Annotated in this window: 15 protein-coding genes, 1 tRNA gene and 2 pseudogenes; 11 read left to right on the forward strand and 7 right to left on the reverse strand. The window is 64.4% G+C overall.

The annotated features are described in order from the left end of the window. The first annotated feature begins 7 nt into the window (after positions 1–7). The 3 genes and pseudogenes from ACSU1G_RS32440 (at position 8) to ACSU1G_RS32450 (ending at position 4,324) form a co-directional block, all read left to right on the forward strand. Positions 8–997, forward strand: coding sequence for an ABC transporter substrate-binding protein (locus tag ACSU1G_RS32440; RefSeq protein WP_439285435.1), 990 nt, complete (start codon positions 8–10; stop codon positions 995–997). 320 nt (positions 998–1,317) lie between these two features. After that, positions 1,318–2,630, forward strand: a pseudogene (locus tag ACSU1G_RS32445) (ATP-binding cassette domain-containing protein). Then, the gene (locus ACSU1G_RS32450; RefSeq protein ID WP_439285437.1) at positions 2,630–4,324 is read left to right on the forward strand and encodes an ABC transporter ATP-binding protein; all 1,695 of its coding nucleotides are present in this window, start codon (positions 2,630–2,632) and stop codon (positions 4,322–4,324) included. Before ACSU1G_RS32445 ends, ACSU1G_RS32450 begins: the two are co-directional and overlap by 1 nt. A 9-nt stretch (positions 4,325–4,333) precedes the next feature. On the opposite strand, the gene ACSU1G_RS32455 is transcribed toward ACSU1G_RS32450, so the two are convergent. Next, positions 4,334–4,891: a nucleosidase gene (locus tag ACSU1G_RS32455; RefSeq protein ID WP_439285439.1), complete on the reverse strand. Its 558-nt coding sequence runs from the start codon at positions 4,889–4,891 to the stop codon at positions 4,334–4,336. Positions 4,892–4,971: 80 nt separating this feature from the next. Between ACSU1G_RS32455 and ACSU1G_RS32460 the strand changes: the two are divergent. After that, positions 4,972–5,463 (forward strand): annotated as a pseudogene (locus tag ACSU1G_RS32460) (NUDIX domain-containing protein); the annotation flags it as partial. A 6-nt stretch (positions 5,464–5,469) separates the two neighbouring features. On the opposite strand, the gene ACSU1G_RS32465 reads toward ACSU1G_RS32460, so the two are convergent. From ACSU1G_RS32465 to ACSU1G_RS32475, 3 genes are read right to left on the reverse strand one after another with little or no spacing between them, the layout of a single operon-like run. After that, positions 5,470–5,838: an RNA-binding S4 domain-containing protein gene (locus ACSU1G_RS32465; protein ID WP_439285441.1), complete on the reverse strand. Its 369-nt coding sequence runs from the start codon at positions 5,836–5,838 to the stop codon at positions 5,470–5,472. Beyond that, positions 5,835–6,506: a lysoplasmalogenase family protein gene (locus tag ACSU1G_RS32470; protein ID WP_439285442.1), complete on the reverse strand. Its 672-nt coding sequence runs from the start codon at positions 6,504–6,506 to the stop codon at positions 5,835–5,837. Before ACSU1G_RS32470 ends, ACSU1G_RS32465 begins: the two co-directional genes overlap by 4 nt. 23 nt (positions 6,507–6,529) lie before the next feature. Further along, positions 6,530–7,120, reverse strand: coding sequence for a GNAT family N-acetyltransferase (locus ACSU1G_RS32475; protein ID WP_439285443.1), 591 nt, complete (start codon positions 7,118–7,120; stop codon positions 6,530–6,532). A gap of 107 nt (positions 7,121–7,227) precedes the next feature. Here ACSU1G_RS32475 and ACSU1G_RS32480 point away from each other — a divergent pair. From ACSU1G_RS32480 to ACSU1G_RS32510, 7 genes are all read left to right on the forward strand, one after another. Then, positions 7,228–7,301, forward strand: a tRNA-Pro gene (locus ACSU1G_RS32480). A 319-nt stretch (positions 7,302–7,620) separates the two neighbouring features. Further along, positions 7,621–8,598, forward strand: a complete 978-nt coding sequence (locus ACSU1G_RS32485; protein ID WP_439285444.1) for a hypothetical protein — start codon at positions 7,621–7,623, stop codon at positions 8,596–8,598. Between the two features lie 70 nt (positions 8,599–8,668). Beyond that, on the forward strand, positions 8,669–9,085 hold the full coding sequence (locus ACSU1G_RS32490; protein WP_439285445.1) for a type IV toxin-antitoxin system AbiEi family antitoxin domain-containing protein: 417 nt from the start codon (positions 8,669–8,671) through the stop codon (positions 9,083–9,085). After that, positions 9,082–9,501 (forward strand): nucleotidyl transferase AbiEii/AbiGii toxin family protein, encoded by a 420-nt coding sequence (locus ACSU1G_RS32495; RefSeq protein WP_439285446.1) that lies wholly within the window; start codon positions 9,082–9,084, stop codon positions 9,499–9,501. The genes ACSU1G_RS32490 and ACSU1G_RS32495 overlap by 4 nt, the downstream gene beginning before the upstream one ends. Then, positions 9,459–10,025: a nucleotidyl transferase AbiEii/AbiGii toxin family protein gene (locus tag ACSU1G_RS32500; RefSeq protein ID WP_439285447.1), complete on the forward strand. Its 567-nt coding sequence runs from the start codon at positions 9,459–9,461 to the stop codon at positions 10,023–10,025. Before ACSU1G_RS32495 ends, ACSU1G_RS32500 begins: the two co-directional genes overlap by 43 nt. Positions 10,026–10,223: 198 nt before the next feature. Beyond that, positions 10,224–10,451, forward strand: a complete 228-nt coding sequence (locus ACSU1G_RS32505) for a hypothetical protein (RefSeq protein ID WP_439285449.1) — start codon at positions 10,224–10,226, stop codon at positions 10,449–10,451. A 95-nt stretch (positions 10,452–10,546) separates the two neighbouring features. After that, positions 10,547–11,464, forward strand: a complete 918-nt coding sequence (locus tag ACSU1G_RS32510) for a phosphodiesterase (protein WP_439285451.1) — start codon at positions 10,547–10,549, stop codon at positions 11,462–11,464. Here ACSU1G_RS32510 and ACSU1G_RS32515 read toward each other — a convergent pair. From ACSU1G_RS32515 to ACSU1G_RS32525, 3 genes are all read right to left on the reverse strand, one after another. Continuing rightward, positions 11,412–13,010 carry a stealth conserved region 3 domain-containing protein gene (locus ACSU1G_RS32515; RefSeq protein ID WP_439285453.1) on the reverse strand — a complete coding sequence of 533 codons (1,599 nt, stop codon included), beginning with the start codon at positions 13,008–13,010 and terminating at the stop codon, positions 11,412–11,414. The two genes, ACSU1G_RS32510 and ACSU1G_RS32515, sit on opposite strands and share 53 nt — an antisense overlap. A 213-nt stretch (positions 13,011–13,223) precedes the next feature. Continuing rightward, the gene (locus ACSU1G_RS32520) at positions 13,224–15,728 is read right to left on the reverse strand and encodes an FtsX-like permease family protein (protein ID WP_439285455.1); all 2,505 of its coding nucleotides are present in this window, start codon (positions 15,726–15,728) and stop codon (positions 13,224–13,226) included. Then, a complete protein-coding gene (locus ACSU1G_RS32525) occupies positions 15,722–16,516 on the reverse strand; it encodes an ABC transporter ATP-binding protein (protein WP_439285457.1) in 795 nt (264 codons plus the stop codon). The genes ACSU1G_RS32520 and ACSU1G_RS32525 overlap by 7 nt, the downstream gene beginning before the upstream one ends. Positions 16,517–16,530: the final 14 nt, after the last annotated feature.

Below are 16,530 nucleotides of genomic sequence, written 5' to 3' on the forward strand. Positions count from 1 at the left end.
GGCCCCAATGAAGTATCTTCGTCCCCTCGCCGTGATCGCCCTGACCGGAATCGTCCTGAGTTCAGCCGCATGCGCTGCCGACCCGGCCGACATCGCCGCGGAGACTGCATCCGTCACGGCGGCGTTTCCCGTGACTGTCACCGTGCCGGGCACAGCTGAGCCCCTCACGATCACGGCGGAACCGCAGCGAATCGTTGCGCTGTCATCCGACGCAGCGATCGCCCTGCACGAGCTCGGCCTGACCGAGCGACTCATCGCGATTCCCGCCGCTGCCCGGAACGCTACGTTGAACCCGTACGCCGACGAGATGGCCGACGTCGAGAACATCGTCGCGGGGGAGAACAGCCCGGAACCAGAGCAGGTGCTCGCCTTGAGCCCGGATCTCATCGTCGTCACCGCGCGCCACACCGGCGAACAGGATGCCTCAGATGTGCTCAGCGCGACCGGTGTGCCGGTGCTCACGCTGACGAACGGATGGTCCTCATCGGATGCCGTCATCGAGAACCTCGAAGTCATCGGCACGGCAACGGGCACCGCCGACGAAGCAGAGGCACTCGTTGCCGAGATCGGCGAAGGGCTCGCCGAGGTGCGCGAAAGCGCAGCGCAGGCGGCATCCGCTCCGAGCGTCGTGATCCTCAGCAACCAGGCGCAGGTTCCGTTCATCAACGCCGGATCATCACTCGTGTCGGAGCTCCTCGCCAACGGCGGTGGCACCAATGCTGCAGAGCAGATCGGGATCACGCAGACCATGCCGATCCAGCCCGAACAGCTCGTCGCCACGAATCCGGATGCGATCATGCTGGTCGACGTCACTGGTAAGGGCGAGGCATCATTTGATGCGGTGTTGGGCAATCCTGCTGTCGCGGCGCTGCCTGCCGTGCAGGAAGGACGTGTAAAGCTGTTCCTAGGGCGCGATGTCTACGCCCTCGCCGGACGAGAGGTCGTCTCCGGGAGCGCCGCGGTGCTCTCCTGGCTGCACCCAGAGCTCTCCGAGTGAGCGCGATGCCGCATCCGCTCATCCGGGCGTCGGTCCCGTGGACGACTACGGCGATCGCCGTAGTGCTCGCCTGGATGCAGGCCGCCTCGCTCGCTGTTGTGTTCATCGCGACCGGTGCGGCCGTGGATGCGTCCGGTAAAGAAGGACTCGGCCCGGCGATCATCACCGCTACCGTCGGCGTCGTGCTCGCTGCCGTGACCTCGGGACTCAGCGGGCTACTCACCGTCCGCGCTCAGAGTGATGCGGAGGCCGTGCTGCGCCAGGGCGTGACGGACGTACTGTTCGATGGAGGTGTGCGTGCGGCGCCCCAATCCGGCGCGATGCTGGCGCTGGCCACCGGGGCCGTCGAGCGCACCGCCCGGTACCGTGCGGCCTTCCTCGGACCGACGCTCGGCGCCTTCACTACGCCATTGCTCATTCTCGGCATCATCGCGCTCACGCTCGATCCGTTCATCGCGGCCGTACTGGCGGTGCTCGTCGTGTTGGTGCCCCTGCTCATCGGAATCGCTCAGCGGGCGGCGGGGAACGCCGGTGCTGAGAGCCGTAGGCAGCGCGGGGAACTCGCCGCACAGTTCCTGCAGAGCATCCAGGGGCTGGGAACGTTGGTTGCTGCGGGGGCGGCGGAGCGGGCGGAACGTGACCTCGCCGCGCAGGGCGAGCGACACCGTCGTGCGCTCATGCGCGTGCTGGCTGCCAATCAGATTCTCATTCTCGTGATGGATGCTGCCGTCTCTCTCGGCGTCGTCCTGATGGCCGCGCTGCTTTCGCTGGTACGTGTCGGGAACGGGACGCTCACGGCGGGGCAGGGGCTCGCGATCGTGCTGTGCACGCTGCTCGTCATCCGACCTGTCGACCTGGTCGGACAGTTCTTTTACATTGGCATCGGCGGGAGGGCCTCGCAACGGGCCATCGGCGCCCACCTCGCACGCGAGCGTGAGCGCGCCGTACGGACGCAGACGGACGGATCGGTGGCGGAGACCGCTTCGATTGTCCTTCGCAATGTCACCGCTGGATGGACGCCGGACCGTCCTGTGCTGCGTGATCTGAGCTTTCGCGTAGAAGAGGGCGAGAGGGTCGTGCTGGTCGGCCCGAGCGGCATCGGGAAATCGACTGTTTCGGCGCTCATCCAAGCGCATCTAACGCCGGATTCCGGCAGGGTCGAGGTCGCGGGTGCCGTCACGACGGAGACATCGTCCGTCGGCATCCGACGTTCCCTCGCCGTCGTCGAGCAGCGGACCCACCTTTTTTTCACGGCACGATCGCAGACAATCTGCGTCTCGCCGATGCGTCAATCGACGAGGACCGCATGTGGAAGGCTCTGGAAGGCGCCGGTCTCGCCGCCGAGGTACGTGCCATGCCTGCGGGCCTGGCGAGCATCGTTGGAGAGCATGGACTCGCGCTCTCGGGCGGACAGAGCCAGCGTCTCGCGATTGCGCGGGCCTTCATCCGTGACGCCCCGATCCTTCTGCTGGACGAGCCGACCTCTCAGGTTGACTTGGCCGGGGAAGCGGCGTTCCTCGACAGACTCGACGGGCTGGCCGCCGGACGTACCGTGCTCATGATCGCGCACCGTCCTGCCGCGATGATCGCCGCCGACCGCGTGATCGATCTCTCATCCTCGGAGGATCATTGATGTCCACGAGACGGGGCCTCGCAGCTTGGCTCATCCTGCACACCTGGCCGTTGCTCTGGCCGCTGAGCATCGCGACGCTCGCTCGCATCGTCGGTGATCTACTGAACGTCGCCGTGCTGGTCGTCGCCGCCTACGGTCTGGGCCGCGCGATGATCGGTGAAGTGGTCGCAGTGTGGCCGCTCGCATTGACAATCGTCGTGCTGGGTCTCAGCAAGGCCGTGCTGAGGTACGTCGAGCATTATGCGGGGCACTGGGTTGCCTTCGCTGCTCTGCAGCGGCTGCGTGAGTTGCTGTTTCGCCGCCTCATCCCACATGCTCCCGCAGCCACGACTGGCAAGGCGTCCGCCGAGCTGACTGCACGAGCGACGGAAGACATCGACCGCATCGAGGTGTTCTTCGCGCACACGATCCCGCCGATGATCGCGGCAGTGGTCGTGCCTGCGGTAGCCCTGACGTGGTTCGCGGTCCAGGTCAACCCGCTTCCGGCTACCCTCATCGCCGTGCCGCTCGCGATCGCCCTGCTGCTGCCGTTCCTGGCCGCTCGTCGTACGGCCGCGGCCGCGCGAGAGGAGCTCGCCGCACGTGGCGAGGTCGCGGTGCATGTGGCCGATGACGTGCAAGGGCTGCGTGAGGTGATCGCCTTCGACGCACGTGATCTCCGCGATCGGGAGCGGCGCCGCAGGGAAGGTTTCGTACGTCACGCCCGTCTGCGCATTGCCGGTGCGGTCGCGGTGCGCGAGGTCGCTGAGCGCCTCCTGTGGGGTGCTGCTCTGCTCCTGGTCGTCGTTCACAGTGGTGATGCGCGGACAGCTGTGCTCGCGATTGCGTTGCTCGTCGGTCTTTGGCTGGGCGGTGCGGGCACCGATGACTTCGCCAGCGGGCTCGATGCCGCACTCGCAGCCTGTGATCGCGTGCGCCGTGTCGTCGATGCCCCGCCCCTGGTGACGGATGCCGGAACATCCAATCTGCCGGGGACGGACGCACTGATGGTCGAGTTTGAGGATGTCTCCTTCTCCTATCCGGAAGGCCCGCCGGCGCTCGAGCAGGTACGATTCCATGTTGCAGCCGGTGATTGGCATAGCCTCGTCGGGGTCTCAGGCAGCGGTAAGTCGACGATCGCTTCGCTCCTGCTGCGCGCACACGATGCCGGTCACGGTCGGGTGCTGATCGGCGGTCTCGGTGTGGCAGAGATGCCGTTGGAAGAGCTGCGGCGCATCGTCGCGGTTGTGGATCAGCGGCCGGTGTTGTTCCCCGGGACGGTAGCCGACAACCTTCGGCTCGCGCGACCCGCAGCCGAAGATGCCGAATTGGAGGAGGTGCTGCGGATCGTGGTGCTCGACGGTGATGCATTGCCTGATGGTGTGCGTACCAGGGTTGGCGAGCGTGGTTCGGCGCTTTCGGGAGGGCAGTTGCATCGAGTGGCGCTGGCCAGAGCGCTTCTGCAGTACCCGCGCGTGCTCGTTCTCGACGAGGCGCTCAGCCAGCTCGACGAGGCGACCGCACAGTTGGTGCGGCAGCGTCTCAGAGCGATGGTGTCGCGACCGACCGTGATCGAGATCACCCACCGCACCGATCTGCTTCCTGGCGACGCCGAGGTCAGTGTGATCGACCGCGGACGCGTCGTCGAGCAGGGGCGTGCGTCGGATCTGCTCGTCGTGGGCAGCGCCTTCGCACGACTGAACGCGCGGGTCTGAGGGGTGTGATCAGACGCCGTATTCCTCGCGGACCCGGTCGCGCAGCTGGTGGCTGCACGCCGTGACTGCGTCGTTCCAGGTGGTGTTCGCGTCGTCCTGTGCGCGGTCGGAGATGGCCTTCCAGATGCGGATCGGCACACCGAACTGGGCTGCAACCCAGGCGTAGGCGTAGGACTCCATGTCGACGAGCTTGCCGCCGAGTCCGAGGATCAGCTCGGCTGCGGCGGCATCGTCGATGAAGCTGTCGCCGGTGGCGATGACGGCGTCGCCGTCGCTGAGGATGATCTGTTGGGGCATCGACACGTGCTGCCCTCGGATGCCTTCCTCATCGATGACGTCGTGCTGGAAGGTCGCGTTGATGTCGTACACGCCTGCGTCTAGTTCTGGATCGAGGGCTCCTGCCGTGCCGACCACGAGGATTTCTTCGTATTCGCCGGCATCGAGCGCGCGAGTGAGGCCGTACGTGGCTTTGAGCTTTCCAGGCCCGGTCACCAGGCGATCAAAGCCGTCTAGCGGGTCGGGGAAGGCATCGAGTTCGGATTCGAGAGCGGCGACGAGAAGTTTCACGGTTCCATTCTCCCAGAGCTACGTTACGTCTCTTGTCGGAGTGTGCGCCGATATGGCGGATGCTGTGAAAAGCTGGGGGAGTGACGATAGTTCCTCCGGCCCCTGGTGAACCGCGACGCCCTGAGGGGCCGCGGGATCCGGGTGATGCGTGGGTCGTTGCAGATACGGGGGAACGGTATTGGGGTCGCTTCGGTGCAGCAGGACTGCTCGCAGTGGATGCCGATCGTGGCATATTGCTGCAACACCGCGTCAGTTGGAGTCACTTCGGCGGAACATGGGGCCTTCCCGGTGGGGCCTTGCACGAGGGTGAGTCGGCGATCGACGGCGCCCTGCGCGAAGCGGCTGAAGAAGCCGGTATCCCGGAAGGTGCGGTGAAGCCGCGGTCCACGAGCGTGCTGGACTTGAAGATCTGGTCGTATACGACGGTCATCGCCGACGTGGTCACGCCGTTCGAACCGGTGATCAGCGACCCGGAGAGCGTGGCGCTGGAGTGGGTTCCGGTAGACGAGGTCACTGACCGGCCGTTGCATCCGGGGTTCGCTGATGCGTGGCCGCGCTTGCGTGAGCAGTTGGGCTGATCAGTCTTCGTCGCGTCCGCGTAGCTTGTCGATGTCTCGACGCTCGCGTTTGGTTGGTCTGCCCGCGCCGCGATCACGGAGGCCGAGAGCAGCCTGCGGTTCGCGTGGGGGAGTGCGTTCGTCGTAGGCGAGCGCAGCGACCGGTGCACCGACGCGTTTGACCAGGGTCTTACGGACGAAGAGGATGCGGTCGAATCCGCTGATGCGCACGCGCAGCTCATCGCCCGGCTTCACGGTCTGCGCGGCTTTGACCTTGTCGCCGTTGACGCGTACATGCCCTGCGCGACATGCGGTCGTTGCGGCGGAGCGGGTCTTGTAGACGCGGATGGCCCATAGCCAACTGTCCACTCGCACCGGAGCATCCGTCATGCTGTTCTCCTTGCACGCAGTGTCACCAGTGCGCCGGCGACGATGAGTCCTTGGCCGAGCGTGTAGGTGAGCATCACGAGAGGGCTCGTCCACTGGGGCATGGCGTCAGGGATGAAGAGGCGGAATGCAAGAACCGTGTCGCTGGTGAGGAAGAAGACGCCACCCCAGATCACGAGCGGGTGGCAGCGAGTGGAGAAGGCCGCGGTGCCGCCGAGTACGAGGCCGTAGACGGCGACCGCGATCAATAGCGGGCCGGTGTGTGGCCCGAGTACGGCGATCATCGCAACCCACCAGACGGCGTAGACCAGTGCCCACCATGGCATCCGTCGCACGCGCAGCACCCTGGCGAACAACACGATGTACGCGATGTGGGCGATTCCGAAGAACAGCAGCATGAGCGGCAGTTCGGGGCCGCCGGGGAAGAAGGTGCCAGCGCCGTCACCGATCCATGAGAGCACCACTGCCGCGAGGAGGAGAGCAATCGCACTCGGTGGGCGTAGCCGCAGCGCGAGCAGCACAGGGATCGTGAGCAGCGGCATCAGCCAGAGTTTGGTCGGGGCAGCGAGGTCGCTCTGCAGAGCGAGTGCCGTGACATGCACGATCGACATGACGATGTACGGGACGAACGACCACATCAGGGATGTTCGACGGAAGGTGCTGCGCTGCATGCCTCCATCGTAGATCGGTGCAGTCACATGTTGAGACTCAGGCTCACTAACGGGCGACCCGGTTTCGTGCTGGGAATCTCGGTGAAGCCGGCCGCGAGGAACGTTGACAGTGCGCCGTGGAACAGATCGTTGACGCGGACATCAGCGGTGGCGGTGGCGGTGTCGATCGGATAGCCCTCGACGACGCGGGCTCCGGATGCGCGGGCGAAGTTGAGGCCCGCTTCCAGCAGCACCGCGTTGAGACCCTGGCCGCGGTGCTCTTTTCTGACGACGAAGCAGGTGACGGCCCATGCGCTGTCATCGTCGAGTGGCTCACGCGTAGTGGTGACGATGTTGCGGGTGCGGGCGAGACGTCGCTGAGCGGGGCGGGGTCCGATGCAGATCCATCCTGCGGCCTCACCGTCGACGTACGCGACGAGCCCGGGAGGTGGGCCGTCGGCGATCTCGTTCTGGAACAATGCCGTGCGCTCGTCGAGGGTCGTCGCGTCCCATTCTTTGTTGGTGAGCACCGGCCAGACGCACTGGCAGCTGCGGCCGTCACCGCCTCCGCTCAGCGCGTGCTGGATGTCTTCCCATATCTCGGCGCTGGCGAGCGCGGTCGTGATCGTCGGCATGCAGGGCAGGCTACGCCCGGGGTGAGACAGAGGCAAGATGTCTGGTTCGCGAAGGCGTCGCAGTGCGGCTAAGATAGTGGAGTTGCCTCCGCGTGAGCGAAGAACAACGGGCTGTGGCGCAGCTTGGTAGCGCACTTGACTGGGGGTCAAGGGGTCGCAGGTTCAAATCCTGTCAGCCCGACAGATTTAGGCCCGGAAACTCGCAAGAGTCTCCGGGCCTTTTGCATGTCCCGGAAGTACGTGAGACCCCAAAAAGAGGGTTATAGGCCCGGCTTTGACGAGGCGGGCCAGGACCTGCTGCCCGGAACGGAGTCTTTGATGGATGAACCACCATCTCTGGCCGGGCCGTGCCCAGGACGGCGGGGCCACGCGGGAAGAGGCGTAGGTGCGCTGTCTGTCATCGAAACCCCATCTTGAACCCCTTTTGAATCTCCATCTGAACCGCATTTTTCCCAGTTCGCGAGCGTCGCTCGCGGGTGGTTTTGGTTGTTTTGGAGCGCGTGACGCACCTGGTCTGCATGACCGATCTACCGCGGCTGCTCGATATCCGCGAGCTGTTGACGTATGTGAGTGCCCATCTCGACGATCTGCGACTGGTGCTCGCGCGGCCTCGGCACCTCGTGCCTATCGCGTCGGCAAGCACCTCAAGTTCGCGATCACTGATGTCATCGAGGGGATCGAGGAGCGTCGTGACCCGGCGCCTTCTGCACAGCCTCAAGTTTCCCGGAGGTAACGCGATGAGTCACCCACTCCTGACGATCGGCACCTACGGCGAGATTATGACCCGTCGCCGCCCGAGTCGACGCATCGAAGCCCGCGCCCGCCGTCGCGACCCGGGCGGTGTCGCCCGGCTCGTGCAGGTGAGCGGCGATAGTGCAGCTGCCGCGACGCACGCGTTGAAAGCAAAGTGCGTCGACCGTGATCTGATTGCACCCAGCGCGGGACCGCTCGCGGCCGACAGCCTGTTCCCCTATCTGGTGGCGTACTGGCTCGAAGACATCGAGGTGGAGGATCGGTTGGCGGTTGCGACCCGGCAGCTGCTTGGCCTGAGCATGCCATCTGTGCGGATCAGCGGAACGATCATCAGCCCGAGAGGTGAACCGACGGCGTGGCAGGAGCACCCGAAGACCGCGCGGTCGCGACGCACGGTTCAGCAAACCGTCGCAACCACGATCAACGAGCATGCTGGCGTCGAACTGGTTTCGCAACTGCTCGGACATGCCGACCCGGCAATCACGATCAACCACTACAACTGCCGCAACGAGGCTGTCGACCCCACGACTGCGGATCTGTTGGAAAAGCGTTCGAGAGATGAACATCTAGTGATCCAAATGGGTAACAGGTATGCTGTATGTGTAACTATTATTGTCCGTTTAGGGGGCGGCCATGGAGACGACGCTGCCAGATCTGTTGGGATACCGAGACCTCGCAGATGCAGGACTCACGCGGAGGCAGCTCGAGCGACTTATCAAGGCTGAGGAGTACGAACGGATTGCCCCGGGCCAGTTCCTGCGCACCGGCGCAACCGACGACACCACAGCTGCGTGGATGGCAATCGCTGCAAAGCGACCGCAAGCGACGCTCTGCCTGCTGACGGCGTTATCGATTCATGACCTCACGGACGAGATCCCGACGCGCAGCAATATTGCGATTCCGCGCGGCACGAAGCCACTGAGCATCTGGTCTGCGCCGATCACTTGGCACCACTTCGATACCGCAACTTTCGACATCGACCGCACTGAATACGCACTGCCTGCCGGGAGAGCAATCGGACTGTATTCCGCGGAACGCACGATCATCGATCTGTTTCGTCTCAGCCACGAATGGGGCAGCGACCTCGCAGTCGACGCGCTCAAACGATGGCTCCGCGCGCGAGGAAACAGCCCTTCTCGGCTGCTCACTATGGCCAAGCGCTTCCCGAAAGCGAAGCCAGCTCTGCAGAACGCCTTGGAGATACTGCTGTGACACCGAAACCGCAGCGCGGCACGCCTGAAGGTGACGCGACCCTGGCAATTCAGAAGCTCGCGCGTGAGAACGGCGCAGACGTGCAGGAATTGCAGACCCTGTATGTAATCGAAGCACTTCTTGCTCGCATTGCCGCGTCGTCGCATCGCGATGATTTCGTACTCAAGGGCGGTGTGCTGTTAGCTGCTTTCGCAGCACGACGCCCGACCAAAGACATCGATCTTCAAGCCACTGGGTTCTCGAACGATGCCGACGACGTTGCCGAGCGCATTGGTGCGATTGCAGCGATCGAATTCCCTGATGGTGTTGTCTTTGACATGGACAGCATCATGCTTCCCTCATTCGAGACGGGGATCCCGACGAGTACGCTGGCGTGCGTGTTCGACTCGTCGGACTCCTCGGTCGTGCTCGGCTGACTGTCGGGATTGATGTCAACTTCGGCGACCCGATCTGGCCTGAACCGCAACTCATCGACCTGCCTCGCATCGTGCCACTCGGCCACCCGCCGGTTACCCTGCTCGCCTATCCGCTCGCGATGGTGCTCGCCGAAAAGATCGTCACCGCGATCGACCGAGGAGAAGGAAATACGCGCTGGCGGGACTTCGCTGACATCTACACGCTTACGCGTCTTCACTCTGTGGAAGCGGTCATCCTCCGAAGCTCGTTGGAAATCGTGGCGGCTCACCGAGGCGTCACCCTCACTCCGGTGCTACCTGCATTAGGGGAGATGCCAGCGCGCGCTCAATCCAAATGGCGCGCCTGGCGCACGCGGGTGAACCGTCAGAAGGAACTACCCGAAGCCTTCGCGGAGGTGCTCAATAGCATCGCGCGCTTCAGCGACCCCGTGTTGCTGAGAATAGCCAAGGGGAGCTGGAATATTGCAGATCAGATTTGGGACGCGCATCCAATGGGCGGACCCGTGGGCGGAAGGGGCGCGTGAGAATACCTTCGGTCAGATCGGCGTAGCTCCGTGCGGCAGATCATGCAGCAGAAGCTTCGCGCGAGGGAGACCCTTGGCGGCACAGTTGCAGAGGTATCCGCCGTTCTCGAATGAGCGGATGTCGCACCCACCGCCGCGGCAAAGAGCTTTCGATTGACGACTTCCAACGCATGCCGCGCACGACCGTAGAGTGGGGGCATGTCAGACCCTGTCGAGTTCATCCGGGCGGCCCCGTTTGGCACTCGGATGACGGTACGCACACGCATCGAGGGGGGCTTCACCGATGCGGTCGGCTACCTGCGCGAGCGCGACAACGACAAGTGCGTCCTCGAAACCCGTCGCGGCCTGGTCACCATCTCCTTGGATCGGGTCCACTTAGCCAAGGCTGTGCCACCTCCGCCGCCGCGCCGGGCGCCGCGCATCTGAGCTGTTTCGCGGACAGTTCACCGTGTCGCCGTGTCGTCGTCATCTCTCACCGGTACCATTCCGGGAAACCGCGGCCGAGGCGAGGAGCCGAAACGATGCGCAGCGCTGAGTATCCCTTCCCTGGGCAGACCCTTCTGCACCTGAGCGACACCCACCTGACTGCGGAGGGCGCACTCCTGTTCGATCTGGTGGATGGCACCGAACGACTGGCCCGCGCGCTCACCGTCTTTGAAGCATCCGGCATCACACCCGACGCGATCGTCTTCACCGGCGACCTCGCCGACCTGGGTGAGCCCGCCGCCTACGCGGCCCTGCGTGGCCTTGTCGAGCCGTTCGCCGAGCGATTGGGTGCGCGCGTGCTGTGGGTCATGGGCAATCATGATGAACGTGGGGCGTTCCGCGAAGGGCTGCTGGATGAAGCAGCCGACCTGCGGCCGGTAGACCGGGTCGACGAGCTCAACGGGCTGCGCGTGATTACTCTCGACTCGACCGTTCCGGGCGAGCACTACGGCGAGCTGCGCGACGAGCAACTGCAATGGCTTCGGGATGAATTGGCAACGCCGGCACCGCTGGGGTCGATCCTCGCGATGCATCACCCTCCCGTGCCCAGCGTGCTGCCGTTGGCGGTGAGCGTCGAGCTGCGCGATCAGTCACGGCTCGCCGAGGTGCTGCGCGGCACCGACGTGAGAGCGATCATCGCCGGTCATTTGCATTACTCGACCTTCGCGACGTTCGCGGGCATTCCCGTCTCGGTCGCATCGTCGACGTGCTACTCGCAAGACCTTACTGTGCCGACCGGTGGCATGCGTCCGCAGGACGGCGCACAGACCTTCAACCTCGTGCATGTGTTTGATGACACGATTGTGCACTCGGTAGTGCCGATCGACGCGCCGCGCACACTGGAACACATCGACGCGGCGGAGGTCCGCCGGAGGCTCTCCGCCGCGGGCATCCGCCCGTTCAGCGCGCCATCGGCGGATGCTCCGACTGGGCCGAGCGCCCTGCATCACTGACGTCGGCCCGCTCCCACGGCGGCAGCACCGGGAACATCCGATCCAGCGTCGCGCGGATAGTGCGGATTCTGATTTCTTCGGGGAGTTCTGTCTCGCCGCCGTCATTGAGGCAGAACATATCGACATCGGTTCTTTCAGCGAGCCGCTCCATGCGGCGAAGTGCGGTCGCGAGCGTCGTATGTACGTATCGCACTCGGGGTTCCTTGGTGGCGACTGCCCGCCCGGTCATGAGCGCGTAGTAATGGAAGAGGCTGTTGGTCACTGAGATGTCGGCGGCAGAGCGGAATCGAGATGCCGCGGTGCGCTCGAAGTCCTCAGGAAACTCATGTTCAAGCTCGGCCATGACGCTTTTGCGCAGCGGGGTGGCGCAGTGTGAGAGGTCGCGCGAGATCGTGCGACCGAAGCGGGTTCTCAGGAGTTCCCGGTTCACTCGCAGGCCATTATCGTGGCCGCTGCGATGCGGCGCGGGTATCCCGGTGCCGATGCGCACCTCGGACTCGACGAACTTCGTCACCCCGGCCGACGTGAAGAACAGCTCTGGGGAGACCAGCCGACCGAAGAACATGTCGTCGTTCGCATAGAGGAAATGTTCGGCGATGCCCGGGATCCGGTGCAACTGTGCCTCGACAGCGTGTGAGTTGTGGGTGGGCAGCACTGAGGGGTCGGTGAAGAAATCCTCGCTACGCATGAGCGTCACCTTCGGGTGATCGATCAGCCATACGGGGGCGGGGGAGTCGGTCGCGATGAAAATTCGTCGCACCCATGGGGCGTACATATGAACGCTCCGCAGCGCGTAGCGCAGTTCGTCGACATGACGGTACCGGGCGGGGCTGTCATCACCTTCACCGACGACGTACTCCTCCATGCGTGCCGCCCGCTGGCGCTGGAACTCACTCGTGGATCCGTCGACCCATGAGAAGACCATGTCGACCTCGTCGATGAACTCGTGCGGCTGCGGATCGAACATGCCCGCGATCGTGCGCCACTGGCGACCGTAGCGTTCGATGGTGGCGAAGGCGAGATCGTCGCGAGGGATCACGCGGCGTGTGAGCGCATTGTCGTTCGGAGCTTCGACGAGATCGTCCTGTAGGCGCCAGAACTCAAGTCGCACTCCGAGTGACGCGCCGTAGCGCAGCGAGCGATTCGGTGTGATGCGTGGGCGATACACGCGCACGGCCCGTGGGTCGGCAGTCTGCTCAGCAAGCGGGGCGGATGCTTCGCTCGCGAGCGCGGGCGCCTGCTGTTTCGCTTTGATGTACAGGGGTTCGCGATCGCACACGGCCGCCAGCGCAGCGATGACTGCAGCATGTGCATTGACGTCGACCACGAGCGCGGGGACGGAGTGATCGCTTCGGATCAAGACAACCTCGACCCCGGCGTCCTCCAACGCGGCCGCGACCAAGAGCAGATCTTCGCTACGCGCCTGTTGCGGTGTTACTGAGTCATGGACGATGTGCAACACACCCCCGTCAAGGACGACGTCATCGCGATCAAGCAGACCAGACCACGGACTCGGTTGTTCAGGGACGAGTGTGAGTGTTGGCACCGATACCTCTTTCGTGACGCGACAGAAGCTACAGGCACCGAAGCGCCGGAAGACGGGCGGAGCCCGGGCGCGAGCGTCACACTGAGCACCACAAGGTACAACACGCCCGGGGGTCGGATCATTCCATTTCAGGCACAATTGGTTCAGTCCATGCCGACCTGGTGTATGAAGGTCGTTTCGTTCGCGAAGCTGCATCTTGGGCCCTGGCAGACGTTACTGGCGCGATCCGATCTCGACGATTGGCGCGCTGCGCATGGCAGCCCGAGTCGCGACAGCCAGCGAGATCAGGCCGATGATGCTCAAAGAGCCGACGATCGCCACGCTCTCGACCAACGAGATGCTCGGCAGTAGCTGTCCCGATATGCCGTAGCTGATCCCGATCAACGGGGGTCCGGCCACCAGTACTCCGAGTGCGACGGCGAGCACGACGACCATCATGGACTCGGTGCGCATCATGGCCCGCACCTGCCTGCGCGTGGATCCGACCAGCTGCATCAGCGCGAACTCGCGTCGCCGCTCTCCGGTTGCCATCACCAGCGTGTTTACTACTGCAATGGCGATGTAGCCGAGGATGACGGCCAGCGCGATCAGGTTGACGAGCGAGTTCGCACCGCGCTCGCCGTCGCCTGCGGCCTGCAGTTCGCTGCGGTTCGTCACGGTGAATCCGGCCGCATCCAGTGTCTCTTGCACATGCGCCTGCTGCCCGGGCTCCGTGCCCACGAGCACATAGTTGTTGAGGCCGGTCGTCGTGTGGGCGAGTAGCGCAGGATTCGTCATGGTCACGTCTCCGAAGCCCAACCCTCGGGTATAGATGGCAACCACGGTCGAGGTGACTTCCGCTCCGTCGCCGAGATGCCCGCTGATTGTGTCGCCGACACCCACGCCCGCCGCTTGCGCTGCGTCAGAACTCAAAGCGATGGTTTGCGTGCCGGTCAAAGCGTCGAGTGTGCCGGCCACGACGCCCAAATCCATCGTTGCCGCCGTTGCTGCCGGGTCGATGCCCTGTACGGGGTATTGGTCGGATGTCGGATCGCCGAGTTGGACGAAACTGTAGATCATCTGGCTGAGGGCCACCGGGTTCGCTGCACTGACACCCGACGTCTGGGCGATGGCTGCGACGGCGTCATCAGAAAGTCCGGATGCTCCGCCTGTCACCATCAGCTCGGCTGTCACTCCGGCCTGTGACTGTGTCGTTGCTTCGGCTGCGACGATCGACTGCGTACCCACTTGCACAAGGCCCAGGCCGATGCCGAGAGCCAATGGAACGATCGCTGCCGCCAGTCGCCGCGAGTTACTGCGCGCATTCGTTGCTGCAAGGAACGCTGAGGGCGATTTCAGATGCCGTAGCGGCCCGCCGAATACCGTGATGGCGCCGCGTACCAGGCGTGGCCCGAGCAGACCGACGGCAACGATGAGGAACAAAGCGGCCGCGGCCGGCCCGGCGACCGCGATCGTGCCGGGGACGAACAGCGGAATGGCGGATGCGAGCAGGCCGATGACTCCGAGAATAACGCCAGTGATCGTGCGGCCACGCCCTACACGCGACGGCGTGGTCGACGCTTCCTGCAATGCTTCGATCGGGTTGATGCGTGCGGGGCGCCGTGCAGCGACCGCAGCAGCGAGTTGAGACGCCACGACCATGACCACGACGGCGATCAGCGCGGGAATCGGACCGAAGGTGAGTGCGAAATCGAGCGGAATTACTCCAGCTTGTGCGAAGCCGAATCGCATCACGACGGCCAGAAGGAAACCGGGAATCACTCCGACGAGTGCACCCGCGCCTGCAACCAGGAGCACCTCTTGTGCGATGATCCGATGGATCTGCAGAGGGGTTGACCCGATGGCTCGCATGAGAGCGAAGTCTCGTCGTCGCCGCTGGATCGACAGCGACAGTGTGCTTGCGACGACAAACAGAGCAATCAGGATGGCGGTGCCGGCGAACGACGAACCGATCGCCACGAGCGTTGCTCGGGCGGCGCCGGCGTCAAGAAACTCGGCGGCGCCGCGCTCGTACCCGGTGTATGTGACCGCGTCGGGCACCTGCGTGCGAATCTCATTCGCCAGATCGTCCGGCGAGATTCCTTCGCGGGCGAACACTCCGACAACCTCGGCAGCACCGCCGCGCGGCGCCAGAGCGGATGCCGTAGCATCCGTCAGGAACACGTGCGCGGCACGGTCGGGCTGGTCACTTGAAGTGACAGCAGCGATCCCGACCACGAGATAGTCACCGTCGATACCACCGTGGGCGAGCGTGATGGTTGCGCCAAGTTCCGTACGCGCCGCGAGGTTGCTATCAACGACTACCTCGTTCGCAGCACGAGGGGTCTGCCCGTCACTGATCTCATACGGGGTGAGCGCCGCGGAACTCCAACCGTGGGCCTCGATCAGCGATCCGTCCCACGACAACGGAACGGTCGTGTCTGTGACGACGCGCGCCGCGTCCGGGAGCGATCGAATCGCGTCGAGTTCATCGGCGGGAAGCGGCACACGCTCGGGAAGCGAATACGTTGCATTCTCTGGGGTCTCGAAGGACTGTGGGCCACCCACGATCACGTCGGCAGCGGCGTAACGTTCGGGGTCGACCCCGCCGCGTGAGCCGGACTCGATCAGAACGCCGAGCCCGGTAGCGAGCATGGTTGCAGTGAGCACGGCGACGAAAACGCCGATGAGCGTGCCCTTGTTCTGGCGGATTCCCGCCCGGATGAGCGTGTTCACCATTTCCCCAATTCGGTCATGCGATCGACGATCTGCTGTGTTGTTGCGCCGTCCTCGTATCCGACGAATGCGCCGTCGGCGAGAAAGATGACGCGGTCCGCGCGGGCTGCGACGGCCGGGTCGTGGGTCACCATGATGACGGTCTGGTTCAGCTCGCGCGTCATCTGTGCGAGCAGGTCGAGCACCTGTCGGCCGGTACGCGAGTCCAGCGCGCCGGTGGGCTCGTCGGCGAAGACGGCATCCGGTCGCGTGATCAGCGCACGTGCGATGGCCACCCGCTGCTGCTGACCGCCAGAAAGCTCCGCCGGGCGCCGCTGTCGAAGCTCGTCCAGACCAACCGAGCGGATGATGCGGTCGAGCCAGTTGCTTTCCACGCGTGAGCCTGCCAGAAGCAGCGGCAGCGTCACATTCTGCTCGACCGTCAGGGCCGGGAGCAGGTTGTATGCCTGGAAGACGAACCCGACGTGCTTGCGACGGAACTTCGCGAGCTTGTTGGCCCGCATCCGCGAGATATCGGTGTCGCCGATCCACACGGACCCGCTCGTCGGAGTATCCAGACCGGCCGCGGTGTGCAGGAAAGTGCTCTTTCCCGAACCGGATGGCCCCATGATGGCGGTGAACGACCCGCGCGCTAGTTTGAGATCGATGCCGCGCAGTGCAACCACTGCCGATGGGCCCGTGCCGTATTGCTTGACTACCGCCTCGAGTCGCACGGCTTGAGTCGTGGCTTGGTTCGCCGCTCGTGAGTCGATGGCGGTCGCAGTGTTGCCCGAGCCGATGTTGTTGGTCATGATGTGTGTTCCCT

This window comes from Microbacterium sp. A93, from assembly GCF_051842835.1.